This window comes from Erythrobacter westpacificensis, assembly GCF_039542285.1.
GTDB lineage: Bacteria > Pseudomonadota > Alphaproteobacteria > Sphingomonadales > Sphingomonadaceae > Alteraurantiacibacter > Alteraurantiacibacter westpacificensis.
This window is the reverse complement of the sequence record NZ_BAABHV010000016.1, coordinates 1-16158: the sequence shown is the minus strand read 5'-3', so window position 1 is coordinate 16158 and position 16158 is coordinate 1. Positions and strand designations below refer to the sequence as shown.

At 61.7% G+C, this 16158-nt stretch carries 9 protein-coding genes and 1 pseudogene; 6 read left to right on the top strand and 4 right to left on the bottom strand.

Features of this window, described 5'->3' with window-relative positions; translation table 11 throughout:
- From ABFX23_RS10900 to ABFX23_RS10890, 3 genes are all read left to right on the top strand, one after another.
- Nucleotides 1–1304, top strand: a 1304-nt coding sequence (locus ABFX23_RS10900) for an ADP-ribosylglycohydrolase family protein (RefSeq protein ID WP_346033085.1), incomplete at its 5' end; no start/stop codon positions are given.
- Nucleotides 1305–1457: 153 nt separating this feature from the next.
- Complete coding sequence (locus ABFX23_RS10895) at nt 1458–1805, top strand: hypothetical protein (protein ID WP_346033084.1); 348 nt, start codon at nt 1458–1460, stop codon at nt 1803–1805.
- A complete protein-coding gene (locus tag ABFX23_RS10890) occupies nt 1805–2080 on the top strand; it encodes an HGGxSTG domain-containing protein (RefSeq protein WP_346033083.1) in 276 nt (91 codons plus the stop codon). The genes ABFX23_RS10895 and ABFX23_RS10890 overlap by 1 nt, the downstream gene beginning before the upstream one ends.
- A gap of 166 nt (nt 2081–2246) precedes the next feature.
- Here the strand turns inward: ABFX23_RS10890 and ABFX23_RS10885 are convergent, their stop codons facing one another.
- The 4 genes from ABFX23_RS10885 to ABFX23_RS10870 form a co-directional block, all read right to left on the bottom strand.
- Nucleotides 2247–5951 (bottom strand): AAA family ATPase, encoded by a 3705-nt coding sequence (locus ABFX23_RS10885; RefSeq protein WP_346033082.1) that lies wholly within the window; start codon nt 5949–5951, stop codon nt 2247–2249.
- The gene (locus ABFX23_RS10880) at nt 5951–7177 is read right to left on the bottom strand and encodes an exonuclease SbcCD subunit D C-terminal domain-containing protein (RefSeq protein WP_346033081.1); all 1227 of its coding nucleotides are present in this window, start codon (nt 7175–7177) and stop codon (nt 5951–5953) included. The genes ABFX23_RS10885 and ABFX23_RS10880 overlap by 1 nt, the downstream gene beginning before the upstream one ends.
- A gap of 183 nt (nt 7178–7360) precedes the next feature.
- On the bottom strand, nt 7361–13276 hold the full coding sequence (gene proA / locus ABFX23_RS10875) for an anti-phage protein ProA (protein WP_346033080.1): 5916 nt from the start codon (nt 13274–13276) through the stop codon (nt 7361–7363).
- A gap of 397 nt (nt 13277–13673) precedes the next feature.
- A complete protein-coding gene (locus ABFX23_RS10870) occupies nt 13674–14615 on the bottom strand; it encodes an SHOCT domain-containing protein (protein ID WP_346033079.1) in 942 nt (313 codons plus the stop codon).
- A 63-nt stretch (nt 14616–14678) separates the two neighbouring features.
- On the opposite strand from ABFX23_RS10870, the gene ABFX23_RS17790 reads away from it, so the two are divergent.
- From ABFX23_RS17790 to ABFX23_RS10850, 3 genes and pseudogenes are all read left to right on the top strand, one after another.
- On the top strand, nt 14679–14987 hold the full coding sequence (locus ABFX23_RS17790; RefSeq protein WP_428831661.1) for an excalibur calcium-binding domain-containing protein: 309 nt from the start codon (nt 14679–14681) through the stop codon (nt 14985–14987).
- A gap of 120 nt (nt 14988–15107) precedes the next feature.
- Complete coding sequence (locus tag ABFX23_RS10855; protein WP_346033078.1) at nt 15108–15464, top strand: thermonuclease family protein; 357 nt, start codon at nt 15108–15110, stop codon at nt 15462–15464.
- 291 nt (nt 15465–15755) lie between these two features.
- Nucleotides 15756–16088 (top strand): annotated as a pseudogene (locus ABFX23_RS10850) (IS6 family transposase); the annotation flags it as partial.
- Nucleotides 16089–16158 lie beyond the last annotated feature (70 nt).

Genomic DNA, 16158 nt, shown 5'->3' with positions numbered 1-16158 from the left:
ATGAGCTTGCTCTGGTCGACATTACCATGGAAGGCAGCGTCGCCGTTCTCTCCATTGGCGGTGTGCCGGTACGCGGCGCGAACATGGCCTGGTACCATCTGCCGATCCCCGACGTGAGCCCTCCGGGAGCGAGCTTCGAGGCTGAATGGTCCAGCGCGGGCGCAGAATTGCGCGGCATGCTCCGCGCCGGGTTCAACGTGCTCGTCCATTGCAAGGGGGGGCTCGGCAGGGCCGGCACCATCGCCAGCCGCCTGCTGGTGGAGCTGGGGTGGGATCCCGATCAGGCGATAGAAGCCGTGCGCGCGGCGCGGCCTGGAGCGATCGAGACCTCGGCCCAGGCGGCGCATGTCCGCGAGGTGTCTGCTGTCACGCCGGACGTGCCGAGCCAGACGAGCCAGGCATGTCGTGATCGGGCAGTCGGCGCACTTGTCGGCCTGGCTGTCGGCGACGCGCTCGGCACGACGCTCGAGTTCAGCGCTCGTGACGCCAGGCCGCAGGTCACCGACATCGTGGGCGGTGGACCTTTCCGCCTCAAAGCCGGTCAATGGACCGACGATACCGCCATGGCTCTCGCACTTGCGGCCAGTCTCGATGCCTGTGGCGGTCTTGACGAGCAGGACTTGATGGAGCGCTTCGCCAGCTGGCGCGACACTGGAGAATATTCGGTGACCGGCACTTGCTTTGACATCGGCAATACAGTTGCCGGCGCGCTACGGCGTTTCAAGGCAACAGGTGATCCTGTTGCGGGTTCGACCGACCCGATGAGTGCAGGCAATGGTAGCTTGATGCGGCTCGCGCCCGTCGCCATCCGCTATTGGCGTGACCCCGAACGGCGTGCAGATGTTGCTGCCCGGCAGAGCCTGACCACGCATGGGGCGCCCGAGGCCATCGCTGCCTGTGTCGCTTATGCCGATCTTGTTGCCGAGGCCATCTCCGGGGAACCGAGGGACGAAGTTCTGCGCCCTCGCGATCACGATCATGCGGGCAAGGTCGCTAGTATCATGGCGGGCTCCTGGCGCGGCAAGCCACGCGATGCGGTCAGGGGGTCAGGCTATGTCGCCCATTCTCTCGAGGCTTCGCTTTGGTGTATTGGCCGGACAGGGACGTTTGCTGACGCTGTCATTCTTGCAGCGAACCTTGGCGAAGATGCCGATACGACAGCAGCGATCACCGGGCAGCTTGCCGGCGCGATCTATGGATTGAGCTCGATACCCGCAAGCTGGCTGGACAAGCTTGCCTGGCGCGAGCGGATCGAACACCAGGCAGGCCAACTCTTCGATCAGTGCCTATCAGGTGGCGGCTGACTGGAAAGGGGGTCCGGTGGGCTTCGGGATGCTGTTTCGTCAAACAACCCCATGCACCGTAGCAGGCACTGAAGGCCGGCATGGAACGCTTTGCGCTGCACAGGTCGTGACAACACGGTTTTTCCTATCCGCAACCGATAGGAATAGAAGACCATGGCGAAACAGTCAGGCACCGCGCCAGCGATGATCACGACCGGCGAGGGCACAGGGCAAGCGAGCTACGAAGACGACAGGGCCGTTGCTCCAACCGCCCCTTTGAAAGAAAACCAGGATCCTATCACGAAGCCTGACTTTCGAGATCACTTTGCCAAGCTCGAAGTGCTCGCTGTGTGCATGTTCGAATGCTCTCTCGATACGTTCCGAACCGCTGATGTGTACGCAGACACGCCGCGAGAGGCTGTTGCGATGAAGCGAGAGGCCGCCTCGATCGGCAAGGCCTATGCAAGCCTGCTCATGACAATTGATCGGCTGCAGGAGACCGCCAGGAAGGAGGTTCGCTGATGGCAGGAAAACATCCGCGCAATCTTGCTGGACTTCGCGCGGCCCGCCGCTGCGGAGTGAAGACGCGTAGTGGCGAGCCGTGCCGGGCTCCTGCCATAGCCGGCGCGCTTCGTTGCCGCATGCACGGCGGGAAGGGGGCGGGTGCGCCCAGGGGCAATCGCAACGCGCAAAAGCATGGTGCCTACAGCAAGAGAGTGCGCAACCTTAGAGCGGTGCGCCAGGCGTTTGAAAAGGCAATGCGCGTGATGATTGAGCAGCTCGACGACTTCAGCTGAGGCTGAAGCGGGGGTGGCTGCTTTGCGCCCCCATTTCAGTCATTCAGATCGATCCGTTAATTTCCCAAAGGTGGACATACCCCGACACTGGTTATGGAGTTGGCGATTCGTTCTTGTGTAAGTCTAAGGGCGTATCGCTCGACGCCATTAGTGGTCTTCTTTGGCTTCAATCAATAGTAATTGAGATGTCACTGCGACCGCCTGAGATCGGGTTTACCTCGACCTTCACAGGTATCCGTTCTTTGAGTTCCTCCACGTGACTAATCACTCCAACACGTCGACCCTGAGAGTGGAGGTGCTCCAAGACAGCGACGGCCTGGCCAAGGCTTGCCGAGTCCAAGGCTCCGAACCCTTCATCAATGAAAAGGCTCTCGATTCTCACTCCGCGTCCGGTGGACATTTCTGCAAGTCCTAGGGCGAGCGCAAGGCTGACGAGGAAGCGCTCGCCGCCGGACAGATTTTGCAGCCCGCGCACCTGCCCAGCCATGTCGTTGTCGATCACCTCGATCAGCATCTCCCCGCCCGAGGCGCGCTGCAGGGCATAGCGCGGTTTAAGGTCGGCGAGCCGGTCATTGGCGAATTCCAGCAGGCGGTCGAGCGTCAGGCTCTGCGCGAAATTACGGAACGTCTTGCCCTGCGCGTCACCGATCAGTTCGGCGAGTTCCTCCCATACGCGGCCCTTTTCCTGCGCTTCCGCCAGTTCGGCGCGCAGCTCGGCGGTCTGCTGACGCACGTCGTCATCCTTACGGAGGCGGAATTCCTGGTCCTTGAACGTGGCCTCTGCCGTGTCCAGCGCCGCCTTCGCCTCCTCCAGCCGGACGGCCAGAGTGTCCGGATCGGTTTCGGGGCGCTCGCTCTGCTCATGGGCGGCGAGATCGGCCTCGCGCTGCTCGAGCGCGGCCGTCGCTTCGGCGAGCGCCGTATGCAGGCCGCGCAGTTCGGCTTCCTCCTTCTCAAGCGCCTGCGATCCGGCCCCTGCCGCTTCGGCGACCTCTTCGGGCGAAAGATCCGTGGCCGAGAGAGCCTTGTCGAACGCCTCCTGCAAGCGCGCCAGATCGCCTCCGAGCCGGGTCAGTATCTCCTCTGCTCCCTGGCGGTGCGAGCGGGCACTGGCGGCTTCGGTTCTCGCGGTGCCGAGCCTGTCCCGCGCCGCCGCTTGAGCAGCTTCCGCCTTTTCGAGTGCTTCGGACAGTTCGCTCTCAAGTTCGGCCACTGGCCGCCCGCCGAGCAGTGCCCGGCGAGCCGACAGCCTCTCGTCCAATGTGGCTTGCGCTGTGCTGGAAAGTGTTCGGGCGTTTTCGAGATCGCGTGAGGCGGTGGAGGCTGTGGCCCTGTCCGTCGTCCATTGCTCCAACAGGGCCGGGATGCGGGCATCCACATCCCGCAATTCCTCCTCCTTGCCGCGCCATTCGCGGGCGCGGCAGCTCACCCAGTCCGCGGGATCGGGTAGGGCCCGCCAGTCGGCCAGGTCGTTCAGCGTCCGGTCGAGGGTCGCAGCAATGCGGTCCTGCTCGGTGGCCGTTCCATCCAGCTTGCGAGCGATAGCGGCCAGCGCCTCCGCCGCGTTGCGCTGCGCTTCCTGCTTCCTGTCCCGGTCTTCGCGCGCGGTGTCGCAGGCGGCGCGCTTATCCTCCTCCTCGTGCCGGGCCGCCTCCAGCCTGGCCGCCGAGCCGCGCAGCCGCTTCCGCTCGGCGTCGATCTGCGGCAGCCGCTCGGCAAGAAGATCAAGGAGATCGTCCTCCGCCATGCACGGATCGAGATCCGCCTTTTCCATGGCCGCGGAGCGGTCGGCCTCGCGCAGCTCGCGGTCGGAAGCACGGGCGGCCAGGGTCTGCGCCTGCCGCTCCGCGTCGCTTTCGGCCCGCTCGAGGTTTTTGCCGCCGGCTGCGATTTCCGTCTTCAGAACTGTCTGCCGAATGCGAGCCTCGTCCAGTGCCCCGCTCGTTTCGGCGGCGCGAGCGCGGGCTTCTTCCACCGCCTCGCCGAAGATCGCCTGCACAGCGCTCAGGCGATGCTCGGTCGCGCCGCAGACGGGACAGGCCTCGCCGTCTTCCAGCGCCTCGCGCAGGGCGACGACGCTCTCGTCCGAGGCGGCGAGGGCGCGGGTCTGGGCGTGTTCGGATTCCACCTTCCGGGCGAGAAGGGCGGGAAGGTCGGCCTCGATCCCGGACAGTTCACGCTGTCGATCGGCCTCCTCGGCCTTGATCCTGCATGCCAGCTGACGCGTGGCGACGAGCTGCCCGTCCGCCTCGGCCTCCCGTTCCTGCGCCTGCTGCAGTGCGCCGTGCTGCGTCTGCACCTCGCGCAGGGCCTCGCGCTCCGTCTCTAGGCGCTGGAGCGTTTCGGTGTCGGGCGTCTCTTCGCGTGCCTTTTCCAGCGCCTTCTTCGCCGCCCCGTGCTCCTTCTCGGCTTGCGCCGAGGTCTTGTCCGCCTCCTCGAGCGCCCCCTGCGCCTTGTCGGCTTCAGCCTTCGCGGCGTCGCGCTCGCCTTGCAGCGCCTCCAATTCCTTCTGAAGGACCGAGAAGGCGGAGAGGTCGTCTGCCAGTGCAGTTTCCTCCCGGGCGAGTGTCTCTAGCCCGGCATTGCTTTCACGCCATTGCTCCAGCTCGGCGCGTTTTTGTTGCGCCTTCTCGTATTCGGCCTTCGTCCCGGCGACCGCCACCTGCGCCCGGTCGTGCGCCTCGCGACAGCCGGTGAGGTTTGCGGCAGTCTCCTCGCGCCGCTTCTCGGCCTCGGCAATGGCCCGATCCGCCTCGCGCGCCTCGTGCAATTCCGGGTCGGCCTTCCGCCGGTTTGCCTTCGCCTCCTCGAGAGCGGAAGTGGCCTTCTCCTCGGCGGCTCGCGCGGCTGTTTCGGCCTTTTGCGCTTCCTCCTCGGCTTTCACCCGCTCCGCAAGATTCCGCTGAGCACCTCCGGTCTCGCCCCGCTTTTCCTCCAGCTGCCGCCAATGCCCGGCATGATCGAAAGCGCGCTTGCGCCGCTTCAGGGCCTGCTCGCGTGGCGTGGCCTCCGCCACCGCCTGCTGCGCCGCGTCACGCGCCGCGCGGCCTTGCGCCGCCTTGTCGGTCAACTCGGCAAGCCTCTCGGTCCAGCGGCACGCCGCCTGTAGCGCCTCATGCGCGTTCGCCTTCGCCTCGCAGTCGGTTTTTGCTTCGGCGATGGCGATCTCGAGCGCGGCGCGATCTTCGTCGCTCAGCCCTTCCTGCCGGGTAATCTGGTCTTCCAGACCCTGATAGCCGGAGCGGATGTCCTTCGCCTTCTCGAACGCCTTCCTACCGAGAACGGTGTAGATGGCCGCCCCGGTCAGCTTTTCGAGGAGCTGAGCGCGCTCGTCCCCACTGGCCTTGATGAAAGCCTCGAACTCGCCCTGCGCCAGCACCACTGCGCGGCCGAATTGTTCGGCATTGAGGCCGATCAGCCGCTCGATCTCCGCCAGAGTTTCCCGCTTGCGTCCGCCGAGCCGTTCCCCGGTGTCGAGACATTCGAGGTCGATGCTGGCCTGTTGCACCCTGCCATCAGCCCTGCCACGGGCGCGGCGCACGCTCCAGCGGCTGCGATAGGAGCGCCCGTCGCGGGCGACGAAGTCCAGTTCCGCATGGCCCTCTCCCGCGCCGTGGCGCAGGATGGCGCGCGGGTCGCGCGGGCTTAACCCGTCATCAGACAATTGGCCGCTGGCAGGTGCGCCCGCGAGGCGCGGTATGGCGTCGAACAGAGCAAGGCTCATCGCGTCGAGCAGGGTGGACTTGCCCGCCCCGGTCGGTCCGGTGATTGCAAAGATCCCGGCATCGGCGAGTGGGCCGTTTGCGAAGTCTACAGCAAAGTCCCCGGCGAGGCTGGCGAGATTGCTGCCGCGAATGGCGAGAATACGCATCAGACCGCCTCCCCATCGTCGCAATGCGCGGCGATGAGCAACTCGTTGAAAGCTTTGTCCAGGCCTTCTGCCGGATCGGTGCCGTGCTGGGTCCGGTGTAATTCTGCGAAAACGCTCTCGGGCTTGAGGTCGGTTAGTTCCTGCTCGCGTGCAGCGAGGGCGCGAGAACCACCCTCAATGCTGCGCTCCCGAATTATACGAGTTAGGCGCACAGGCTTACCGTCAAGCGCTGCGAGAATCCGCGATTGGAGGTGCGGTTCCGGCCCGCTTACAAGTACCCCCACTTCAAGGAAGGGATGCCGGTCACGCTCTTCCAGTTCTTCCTCGATCTTCAGGCTTTCCAGCTCCGCCAGCACGGCGTTCAGGGGCTTTGGCGCGCCGGCTGGAACCTTAAGGAAGCGCACGGGTCGGGGGACGGCCACTTCCTCGACTCGAGTGCCCGTGGAATCGAGCGTCACAACGCTCACTGAGTGCCGATACTCGCGCTCTGTCGCAGAAAGGGGGAATGGAGAGCCGGCATAGCGGATCGGTACGTCACTTCTGATGGTCTGCGGACGATGCAGGTGGCCCAGCGCGACATAGGCAGCACGGCTGTCAAACAGACTAGCAGCCTGCGCTTCTTCACCACCTACGACGATGCGCCGTTCGGACATTTCGGAAACCTCGCCGCCGGCTACGTGCAGGTGGCCAGACAAGACGAGCGGCAGGTCTCCAGCTTTGGCCGCAGCTGCGTCAGCAATGCTACCGTAGAGTTCGGCCAGACCTCCCTGCCCCAGATCGCCGGGGCGGCAGAATGGTACAGCGGCGAGCCATGCGGCCACTTCACCATCAGCATTCTCTAAGGGCATACAGATCCGGTCGAAATCCGGCTCCCGTTCCTTGCGAGGCAGGGCGCCGACAAATCGCACGCGCCCCTCCTCCAGCAACGCGCCGGGTAAGTCGATGCGCAGAGCGCTGTCATGATTGCCGCCAATGATGACGATCTGAATCTTGGGCACGCGCCGCTGCACCTCACGGACGAAGCCGTAGAGACGTCGCATGGCGGATACGGGCGGATTGGCTACATCATAAACGTCGCCAGTTACGAGTAGGACGTCAGTCTTGTGCTCCTCAAGCGCTTCAAGCAACCAGATGAGAAAGGCCTCGTGCTCGCTCTCCCGCGAGTGCCCCATCAATTCGTGTCCGAGATGCCAATCGGAGGTGTGTAGCAATCTGACGGGTTTCATGCCCTAAGCCTTTGTCACGAAGAGAGAAACGAGTATTGGCGAGAACTTCAATCGGAGGGAAGCCATTCCTTCCAGATCAAAGTTTCGAAGTGCGGTTGACAGTCACCGCTAGGCCTCACTTACCTTCGGCCAGCCAACCAAGTCTGACCCCTGGCGCCATAGGGGCGGTAAGACGTCCAGATTTCAACTATGCAAGCGAGCGAGGGCGATCTCCACTCTCCTTCGAGCAGATTTGCGAAGCCGCGAAATCAGGAAGAGCCGCGCCACAGCAACTGGCTGATCACCCTCATCTGGCACCGCATTCGCCGCAAGCGCGAGCTCTTCGAGCGAGATCTCATTGATTGAGCGCTCCATCTTGCCGCTCGCTGGAACGCGATACTCCGCCAAGTTGGCGGCCTGATTTTCATCCGTCCAGAAGAACACGCAGCCTTCATCATCGACCGTTAAGTAAGCGATCTGGCGCGCGATGGCGTCTACCCGTTCCTTAATGAGTCTACCTGTGCGCGCGAAGCCATGGGCCCGCGCGATGATCGTAGCCAGCTTGTCGTCCCTAACCGGACCTTCGAACTCGATCGCCCGAGCGATTAAGTTCGCCAAGTCGTCATCGTAGTCGTCGTCGTAGAACCGCTGCGGATCAATGGTCCCATCGAGGTCCGAGAAATCGGTGTGGCGATACGGCACTTCCCGCGCGGATTTGGCATCGAATGCGCGTGCGAACATCATGTCTCGTTGCGGCGGATCCGACGTTTCCTCGTCGGGATCGTTTGGCAGGTCAAAGTGCGGCGCGGTTTCGGGCTCATCGACTTCTGCCTCCTCTTTGGGTTCGCCGGCCGCCGGCCCATGCGCGAACGCTTCTTGGTGCTCGCCCGCAGTGGAATTGGCGGCGGCTTCTTCTTTTTCGGAACGGGCCTGCCGGTCCGCTTCGAGTACTTCTTCGAGCTGCGAGAACACCTTCTCCATTGCGCCCTCGCGGTCGATCCAGAAGTCGGTCGACCAGATTCGAATGATCGTCCAGCCGAGATTTTCCAAGACCGCTTGGCGCACCTTGTCGCGATCGCGTGCAGTCAGTGCACTATGATACATCGCACCGTCGCACTCAATTCCGGCGAGGAAATCGCCCGGATGGTAAGGGTGGACGATGCCCAGATCGATGCGATAGCCGGATACCCCGATCTGCGGTCGAACGGACCAGCCGCGCCGCTCCAGCATGGCCATCACGGCGTCTTCGAACGGTGATTCGGTGCTGCCTAGGCTGTCCGAATGGACCTCGGCCAGCGCCTCGGGCCCGCGGTCAGCGAATTCGATGAAATGCTTTAGATCGCGGACCGCCGCGGCCGACGTGCGCGATAGGTCGATCATGCCCGCATCGAACGATGTAAACAGCAACATCGACTTGCGCGCGCGGGTGACGGCGACGTTCAGGCGCCGCCAACCCCCATCTTTGTTCAACGGTCCAAAATTCATCGACATTTTGCGCGAACCGGCCTCCACCGGCCCGAAAGTAATGCCCAACATGATGATGTCGCGCTCATCACCCTGCACGGTCTCCAGATTCTTGACGAAGACCGGCTCCTCGAGCTCGTCGGCGAAATGCGCATCGAAGGCCGCATCGCTCTTACGCGCCTTTTCCAGCAGGTCCTCGACCAGTTCCTGCTGCTTGCTGTTGAGCGTAACGATACCCAGCGAGATCGTGCCCGGGGCCTGCCCCGCCAGCCTCTTGCGCGCTTCGGCGACCATGGCTTTCGCCTCGATGGCGTTCGTCTGCTCCGTTCCCTTAGCATAAATGCCGTCAACCCGGTGCCATTCGACCGCGGTATCGCGCGTTTCCGGGGCCGGGAATGTCACAAGCTTCCCATCGTAATAGCGCGAATTGGAAAACGCGATCAGCGAATCGTGACGGCTGCGATAATGCCAGTCCAGGCTGCGGCGTGGGATCGAGGCAGACACGCATTCGTCGAGGATGCTTTCGAGGTCGACCGTGGCATCCTCGTCAACTGTCGCCGATCCGCGACTGAAGAAATTGGTTGGCGGCATCTGCTTCTGATCCCCGGCGAGGACAAGTTGCTTGCCGCGGCCGATCGAACCGACGGCGTCCCAAGGCGTGATCTGGCTCGCCTCGTCGAAGATCACGATATCGAACAGGTCCTGATCGGGTGGTAGATATTGTGCGATCGAAAGCGGGCTCATGAGCATGCAAGGTGCCAGCGCGCTGAAATCGCTGCCCATCTCTTCTGCTAGGCGACGGACCGGTTTGTGCGCCCGCTGCTTTGCCATCTCATGCTTCAGCACGCCGAAGCCGGATGCCCTGGCAACCTGCGATTGATCCGGCAAATCGCTGCACAGCCGCGCGCGGATGTATTTTGCGGTAAGGCCCTGAATCTCATCGGTCATGTCACGAAAGGCGGCGATCTTGTCCTCGTGAGTATAGGCGTGGAATTCGGCCAGCTGCGGATCGGCATCAATCGCCCAAGGCGCAAACCATTTGGCATAGGCTGCCTCGAACATCTCTAGCGCCACGCCTTCATCCAGCCCGTTTTCGATGCGCCGAATCATCGGCGCCAGGCCCAGCGTGGCCGCTCGCGCCTTGGCACCGTTCCACTGACACAGCGAATTGAGTTGCGGCAGGTGATCGGCAATGTCGCGTGAAAAATCGCCCAAACCATCGAATGTGGACGGCGCATCTTCGGCTTCGCTTATCTCGACAAATTCGGTGCAAGCGGCATCGAACCGCTTGAGAGCATCGCCCAGCTTCGCGATCGCACCGGCTAAAGGCGCGTCGCCAGCCGTCATTTCGTTGGCGTCGACAACGATCGTCCGCACCGCGCCGATCGCCTGTGTGAACTCCAAAGGATCCCGGGCATATCTACTGACGGCCGTGCGGATCGCTTCGCCTGCGTCGGCCAGACGCTCAAGCCGGTCGGGATCGCTTTCCATTCCCTTATTTGCCGGAACGCCATCTATGTCGGCGGACGTGACATCAACGCGTGCGTGCAGGCTTGCCATCTCGTCGAACAGGGGAAGGTCTTTGTCCGGAACGATCTCCCCGCTTGCGCCGCCAGTTTCGGCCATACGCTTAAGTATGGCGCGGCTGGCGAAATAGCGCAGCAGCCACATCTTCTCTTCAGCGATGCGCCAGTCTTCGGCCAGATCGCGACTAATGTCCTCGATGGCGAACGGCTCTTGATATTCCGCCGAGAGCCGGGTCCGGCGCTCTTGCCATTCTCGCAGCGCCGCGGTCAGCTCGCGCATTGAAGCGCCAGTCTGTGGGTGATCGGGGCGGAAGGCGAATGAGAGATCGAGCCCATGCGTTTCGGCGATTGCCTTGCCAAGAGCGTGCAGCCGCCTTGCGTCCTCCGGCCCTACGATCTCGTTGGCAATGCCGACGGCACGCATCGCGGCCGCGGCCGTTTCGCGCAGATCCGCCGCAGTCTCTCCCAATTCGCGCGCAGCTGAGGCCAACTTTGACTGCCACGCATTCGACCAGCTTTGCGTCGCGACGTGTTTGAGGACTGATTGTGGCAGCGAACGCAGGCTTCTGAAGGTGAGTTCCAGCCGGCGCACCGCATCTCGCATTTCATCCATCTGCGCTGCAGAATGCTCGGTCCGTTCAGGCCAATTAAAGACCGGAAGAGCGCCGTCATCGTCGCGCACCACACGCCAGACGGCATCGTGCACCGTCAAACCGCAACTGTATCGGCGGTGAAGCGCGCTGGCGAAATTGTTGAGATCGTCGCGAAGATTCCGCAGCCGATCGGTCCGCGCGCGCCATTCTTCTTGGCCAAGCGCGCCCTTGGCGTTCCACGCCCGCTCCAGCTGGCGTATCACCTCGATCTTGGCGCTCTTATGCGAATGGAGTTCGAGGCAGAAATCGCCTAAGCCCACCTGCTCCAGCCGGCGATAAACCACTTCGAGCGCAGCCCGCTTTTCCGAGACAAACAACACGCGGCGACCCAGTGCCAGGTTCTGCGCGATCATGTTCGCGATGGTCTGCGACTTGCCGGTCCCCGGTGGTCCGTCGAGCACGAAATCGTGACCTTGCCCTGATGCGACGACAGCCGCCAATTGCGAACTGTCGGCCGGCAGGGGCGCATAAAGATCGGAAGGATCGACAGCGGTATCGAGCGCCGCCGGTTCTATCAAAGCTTCAGACGCTTCAAACGGTTCTTCACCGCGTTCGATCAGATGGCGGACGACCTTGTTCTTCTTCAACAGATCGCGTCGATCGACGAGGTCCTTCCACATCAGGTATTTCGAGAAAGAAAAGATACCGAGCACCACTTGCTCGCGCACTTCGAAACCAGGAGTGTCGGTGATCGCGCGGCGGATATGGTTCCACACCGCCTTCACATCGACCCCGCTCGCATCCTGTGGCAATTCACCGTCTAGCCCTTCGATCACCAAGCCGAAATCCTGCTTGAGCAGTTCGAGCAGGGTCATATTGAAGCGCGGATCGTCTTCATGCGCGACCAGCTTCATGCCCGAGCGCGCATTTCGCCGCTGCAATTGAACCGGCTGCAAAATCAGCGGGGCACGATAGCTGCGATCGTCTGTTACCTTCTTCTTCCATTCGAGGAAGCCAAAGGCAAGGAACAGCGTGTTGGATCCGCCCTCGTTCAAGTCCGACCGGGCCTGGCGATAAAGCTTGATCAGCGCGGTTTCGAGCTTGCCTTTGTCCTGCTCGACATAGACTTCGTTCTTTTCGAGTCCTGCGAGTGCATGCCCGGACTTCAGATCCGTGCGGCTGCGATCGCGATGAAGTTCGACATCGCGCCCGCCGACGCCAAGATCGGGAAGAGGCAAGACCGTGATCTTGCGCCCATCAGCCAACAGATCTTCAAGCGCCGCCGGATCGGGGCATTCCAGGCGAAGGTTTCCGGTTTTCGGGAGGTTAAGCAGGCGGTTGCGCGCGGTAAGGTCAAGCAGCTTGCGCTGCCACTCCTCGATCCGGTCGCCGGGTTTGACCTTGCATTCCTCGATCTCCGTAGTTTCCAGCGACCCGCGATAGAGGTCGGGCGCTTCCTCCACAAAGGTGGTCGCGATACCCTCGTCCTCCTCTTCCATCTGCGGCGAGGAGGTCGAGAGAGGCAGGATTTCGCGCATCCGGGCGCGTCGAACATCGACAGCGAGGAAGAAATCTCCCGGCTCAATGACTTCGAGCTGGCGTTTCGATTCTTGCGCCGCTTCGGAAAAGCGCGCGCGGTTATTTCCGGTTACCATGGTAGTTTCGAAAAGCACGATATTGCAAAGGTCGAGCCGATTGCGGACCGCCGCCACTTCGTCCGTCACCAGTTCGGAAAACTGATCCCGCTCGATCCAAGCTCCGGCAAACGCATGACCCTCCGTCAAGACGATGAGGGGGTGGAGGCCCGCCTGTTCAATCACGGCAGCGAACAGTAGCGCGGTATCGAGGCAGGTCGCGACACGGCCGGAATAGATCGCGCTGGGCGACCTGATCTTCTGGCCGCGACTTTCGAAGCTGGCAGGGGGCAGGGTGTAGGTGAGTTCGAGACCGCTGACGGCCGACCAGATGGCGGAAACGATTTCATAAACCCGCGCTCGATCGCCGCTTTCATAGCCGTCGATCCCATCGGGACGCCCGGACGTCGAGAGCGCATGGGACGCGGCGCGCAACACCTTCTCGACCGCCGGATCGTTGGGCATCACGAATGAGGGAAGAAGTTCGGGCATGGCGTCCGCGCCGCCCCAGTCATCCACCGCCAGCAGCGTCATCGGTAGCGTTTTCTGGGCGAACAGCTGATCCGCGCCATCGCGCAATTCCAGCGAAATATTGGCACGTTCGGCCTCAGCCAACTCGCGCGCGAAGCCCGCGGCGATTTGCACGTCGCGATCCATCAGGTGCAAATGTTGTCCGGGTTCAATCAGATCGATCGACCAGGTTCTGGCCCCGAGAATTCCCGGATCGGCGGCCAGCGACAGGGTGAGATTCGACGCAGGCTCACCGGTCTCATTGATAAGCGTGATCTCGCGCAGCGGCGGTACGGAATTCTGCTGCGACACGAAGCCGATCCGCTCGCAAGCCTCGACCTCGATCCGCAGGCCTTTCACTTGCTCAGCGCCTGAGCCAATGCGGTCTTTCAAGAAGCATCCCCCGATTCCATCTGCTGCCTGACTTTCGGCGTAAGGTTTCGTACGGCGTCTTGGCGCAATTCGTTAAGACATTCCACCAGTTAGAATTAATTATGGTAATCAGTCCTAGCCCAAATTGAAGCACGATCAGCATTTTGCATTGCAAATTTTCGATTACTTGTGGGCTCAAAACATAGGGTCAACGGTCCGCTAGCTGGGACTGACGAACCAATAGCGGACGGTCAGTTAGCGGCCCAATTTCTGCCAGTCTGCTATCCGCGCTCTATTTGGCCGCTCGACTCGTAACGCTTTGAAACTGGGAACAAACACTCTGCCTTCGCGGACAATACTCTCAGACCGATCTTTCATAGCGATCCTGAAGAAGCCTATCCAACGGCGAGCGAACCCCTCAATCCGGTGTCAGAAGCCGAGCCTTTTGGGCCTGGAACTCTTCCTCAGTTAGCACGCCCTGATCGCGCAACTCCGCAAAACGAGCCAGCTCCTCAGCCACCGATAGCTGGTTCTGGACGATGGTGGTCGATTGCACTGGCTGAGCCGCCCCATTGACAAATTCGCGTTCGGGCAACGGACCGATCGGCTCGCGAAATTCTGTCGGGACACTTACCTCGTGACGATCGCCGCCTCGATAGTATTGCACTTCGAAGGAGTTCTCGCGGATCGCCTTGTGCAGTCCGTCCGAGGTATCATTCTCGTCCTTGATCCTCTCGCCTGCGATACGGTGGACGATATCGCCGGTTTGCAAACCGGCCCTTGCGAAGACGCCGCCCTCGTATGCAGTCACGATCAGCATACCCTCGCGAGGTTCCTCGACATATTCATACTCGACGTCGATGGCGGCGTGGTTGGGGAACTGCGTATTGGGCGGAAAAATTCCGCCGACGTTCTGGAAGAAACCCATGACGCCGTTGTGGAAGTTCTCTGACGCCAGTTCAGTCTGTTGGGTCTGTCCGAAAGCGGTCTGCTGCTCCTGCCAGGCCGTAGCCTGGACCCGCGTGTATCCCTGAACGCCTGCCATGTTGAAACGGAAATACTGGCGCGGGGGTGTCGCGTAGCTCGGTCCTGCAAGGGCGCTCAGCAGACGACTGCCAAAAGACATGGGGACTTCGCAGACTACGGTTGTGTCGGTTGAGGAAATCATCGTCCAGCCAAGATCCAGACACTGGTTCGCGAGGTGGTCACTGGTTTCCACCACTTCCATCGGGAAGTAGGCTTCGGTGCTGCCTGAGGGAGTGACTGCGAAAGGCTCATCGGCCATCGCCTGCGCAGGCACCATCAGACAGATCGCGGCAGCGAAGTAGAATTCTCTTTTCATAATTTCCCCTATATCCATTCTGATCTCTGCAGCTAGCTTTTACGCAGTCAAGATTTATTCTGCGTTATCAAGGGGGTCTCTATGGCGCGAAGCTCATTATGCACTACAGGGTTGTTTCTGATCGCGGGCGTCTTTCCCTACGCGAACTCGGTCGCCTCGGCTCACGGAGGCCGTCTCGCTGCCGATGGCTGTCACATGGATCGCAGCACGGGAGTTCGCCATTGCCACCGCGGCCAACAGGCAGAGCAGCCGCAACGAGGCGCTGAAGGCGAGATCTACTATCCGAACTGCGACGCTGCGCGCCGGGCCGGTGCGGCACCAGTTCTGAGAGGCCAGCCCGGTTACGGACGGCACCTCGACAGGGACGGCGACGGCAGGGGATGCGAATAGAGTGTTGAATGAGCCGAGAGACCGGGAGGGCAGCGACCGCGAAGTTTATCGCGACGCGATGGTGCTGGTTGGCTTCGTGGTGGCGGTGGTGGCGCTGCCGGCGATCTATCTGGCGCTCGCATGATCCTCGCTGCCCTATCACTTGCCTTCGCTGTCTGCCCAGCTGATGGCGTCCGGATTACTTGCGTGCACGATGGCGACAGCTTCATCATCGATCGCGAGCGGATCCGGATTGCCGACATCGATACGCCGGAACTGGACGGGCAGTGCGACTATGAAAGCGACCTCGCACTCAGGGCACGTAATCGCCTCGTGCAGCTTCTCAACGCTGAAGCCTTCGAAATCCGGCGACAAGGCGAGGATCACTATGGACGGAAGCTTGCAATCGTCGCGAACAGCCGGGGTTCTGTCGGTGATCAACTTGTGCGCGAAGGGCTGGCGCGGACTTGGAGCGGGCGGCGGCAGCCGTGGTGCTGATGTTAGTGTCAGTGGCAAACATCGCTATTGTAGCGCTGTGTTTGGCCGCTGGCTGGGTCGCTTGGTATTCCCTTTTTGATCGCGATGGCGCGCGTCTTTCAGCCAAACGGCTGGTTGTGGGAACCTCTGCGAGCCTTTTATTTATCGTGACGGCACTTACGATTTGGAATGGCTTACCAGAAAACGCTGAAGACTGTTGGTGGGAAGATCGCACTTATGTGTGCTAGTAGGGGTACTGTCAGAGCAAATGCACCTGATTGACGGCTGAGGCTGTGAGGGTAGGGCAGTGCGATGCCCAGACTCAGAAAGCCAGCCAGTCCGTTTCGCTATTTCAATTCATCGCCAGAGGTCATCCGTCTTGTGGTGATGATGTATGTCCGCTTTCCGCTGAGCCTGCGCAATGTCGAGGATCTGCTGGCGGAGCGAGGCATCGATATCTGCCATGAGACCGTGCGGCATTGGTGGAACAGGTTCGGGCCGATGTTTGCCGCTGACATCAAGCGGCAGAGGATCAGCCGGATGCGCGGCTTCAGGCAGTGGCGATGGCATGTCGACGAGATGTACGTGAAGCTGAATGGCGAGATGGTCTACCTGTGGCGAGCGGTCGACCAGGAGGGCGAGGTATGAATAGCCCCTAGTTTTCTAGACGCCCTCGGTGCTCATCATCTGCTGCCGTTCGAACTCTACGGGTGAC

What these genes read in the sequence shown, in the direction of transcription:
- ABFX23_RS17790 (WP_428831661.1), top strand. Translation starts at nt 14,679, where the DNA reads ATGGCGCGAAGCTCATTATGCACTACAGGGTTGTTTCTGATCGCGGGC.
- ABFX23_RS10855 (WP_346033078.1), top strand. Translation starts at nt 15,108, where the DNA reads ATGATCCTCGCTGCCCTATCACTTGCCTTCGCTGTCTGCCCAGCTGAT.
- ABFX23_RS10870 (WP_346033079.1), bottom strand. Translation starts at nt 14,615, where the DNA reads ATGGATATAGGGGAAATTATGAAAAGAGAATTCTACTTCGCTGCCGCG.
- ABFX23_RS10895 (WP_346033084.1), top strand. Translation starts at nt 1,458, where the DNA reads ATGGCGAAACAGTCAGGCACCGCGCCAGCGATGATCACGACCGGCGAG.
- ABFX23_RS10890 (WP_346033083.1), top strand. Translation starts at nt 1,805, where the DNA reads ATGGCAGGAAAACATCCGCGCAATCTTGCTGGACTTCGCGCGGCCCGC.
- ABFX23_RS10880 (WP_346033081.1), bottom strand. Translation starts at nt 7,177, where the DNA reads ATGAAACCCGTCAGATTGCTACACACCTCCGATTGGCATCTCGGACAC.
- ABFX23_RS10885 (WP_346033082.1), bottom strand. Translation starts at nt 5,951, where the DNA reads ATGCGTATTCTCGCCATTCGCGGCAGCAATCTCGCCAGCCTCGCCGGG.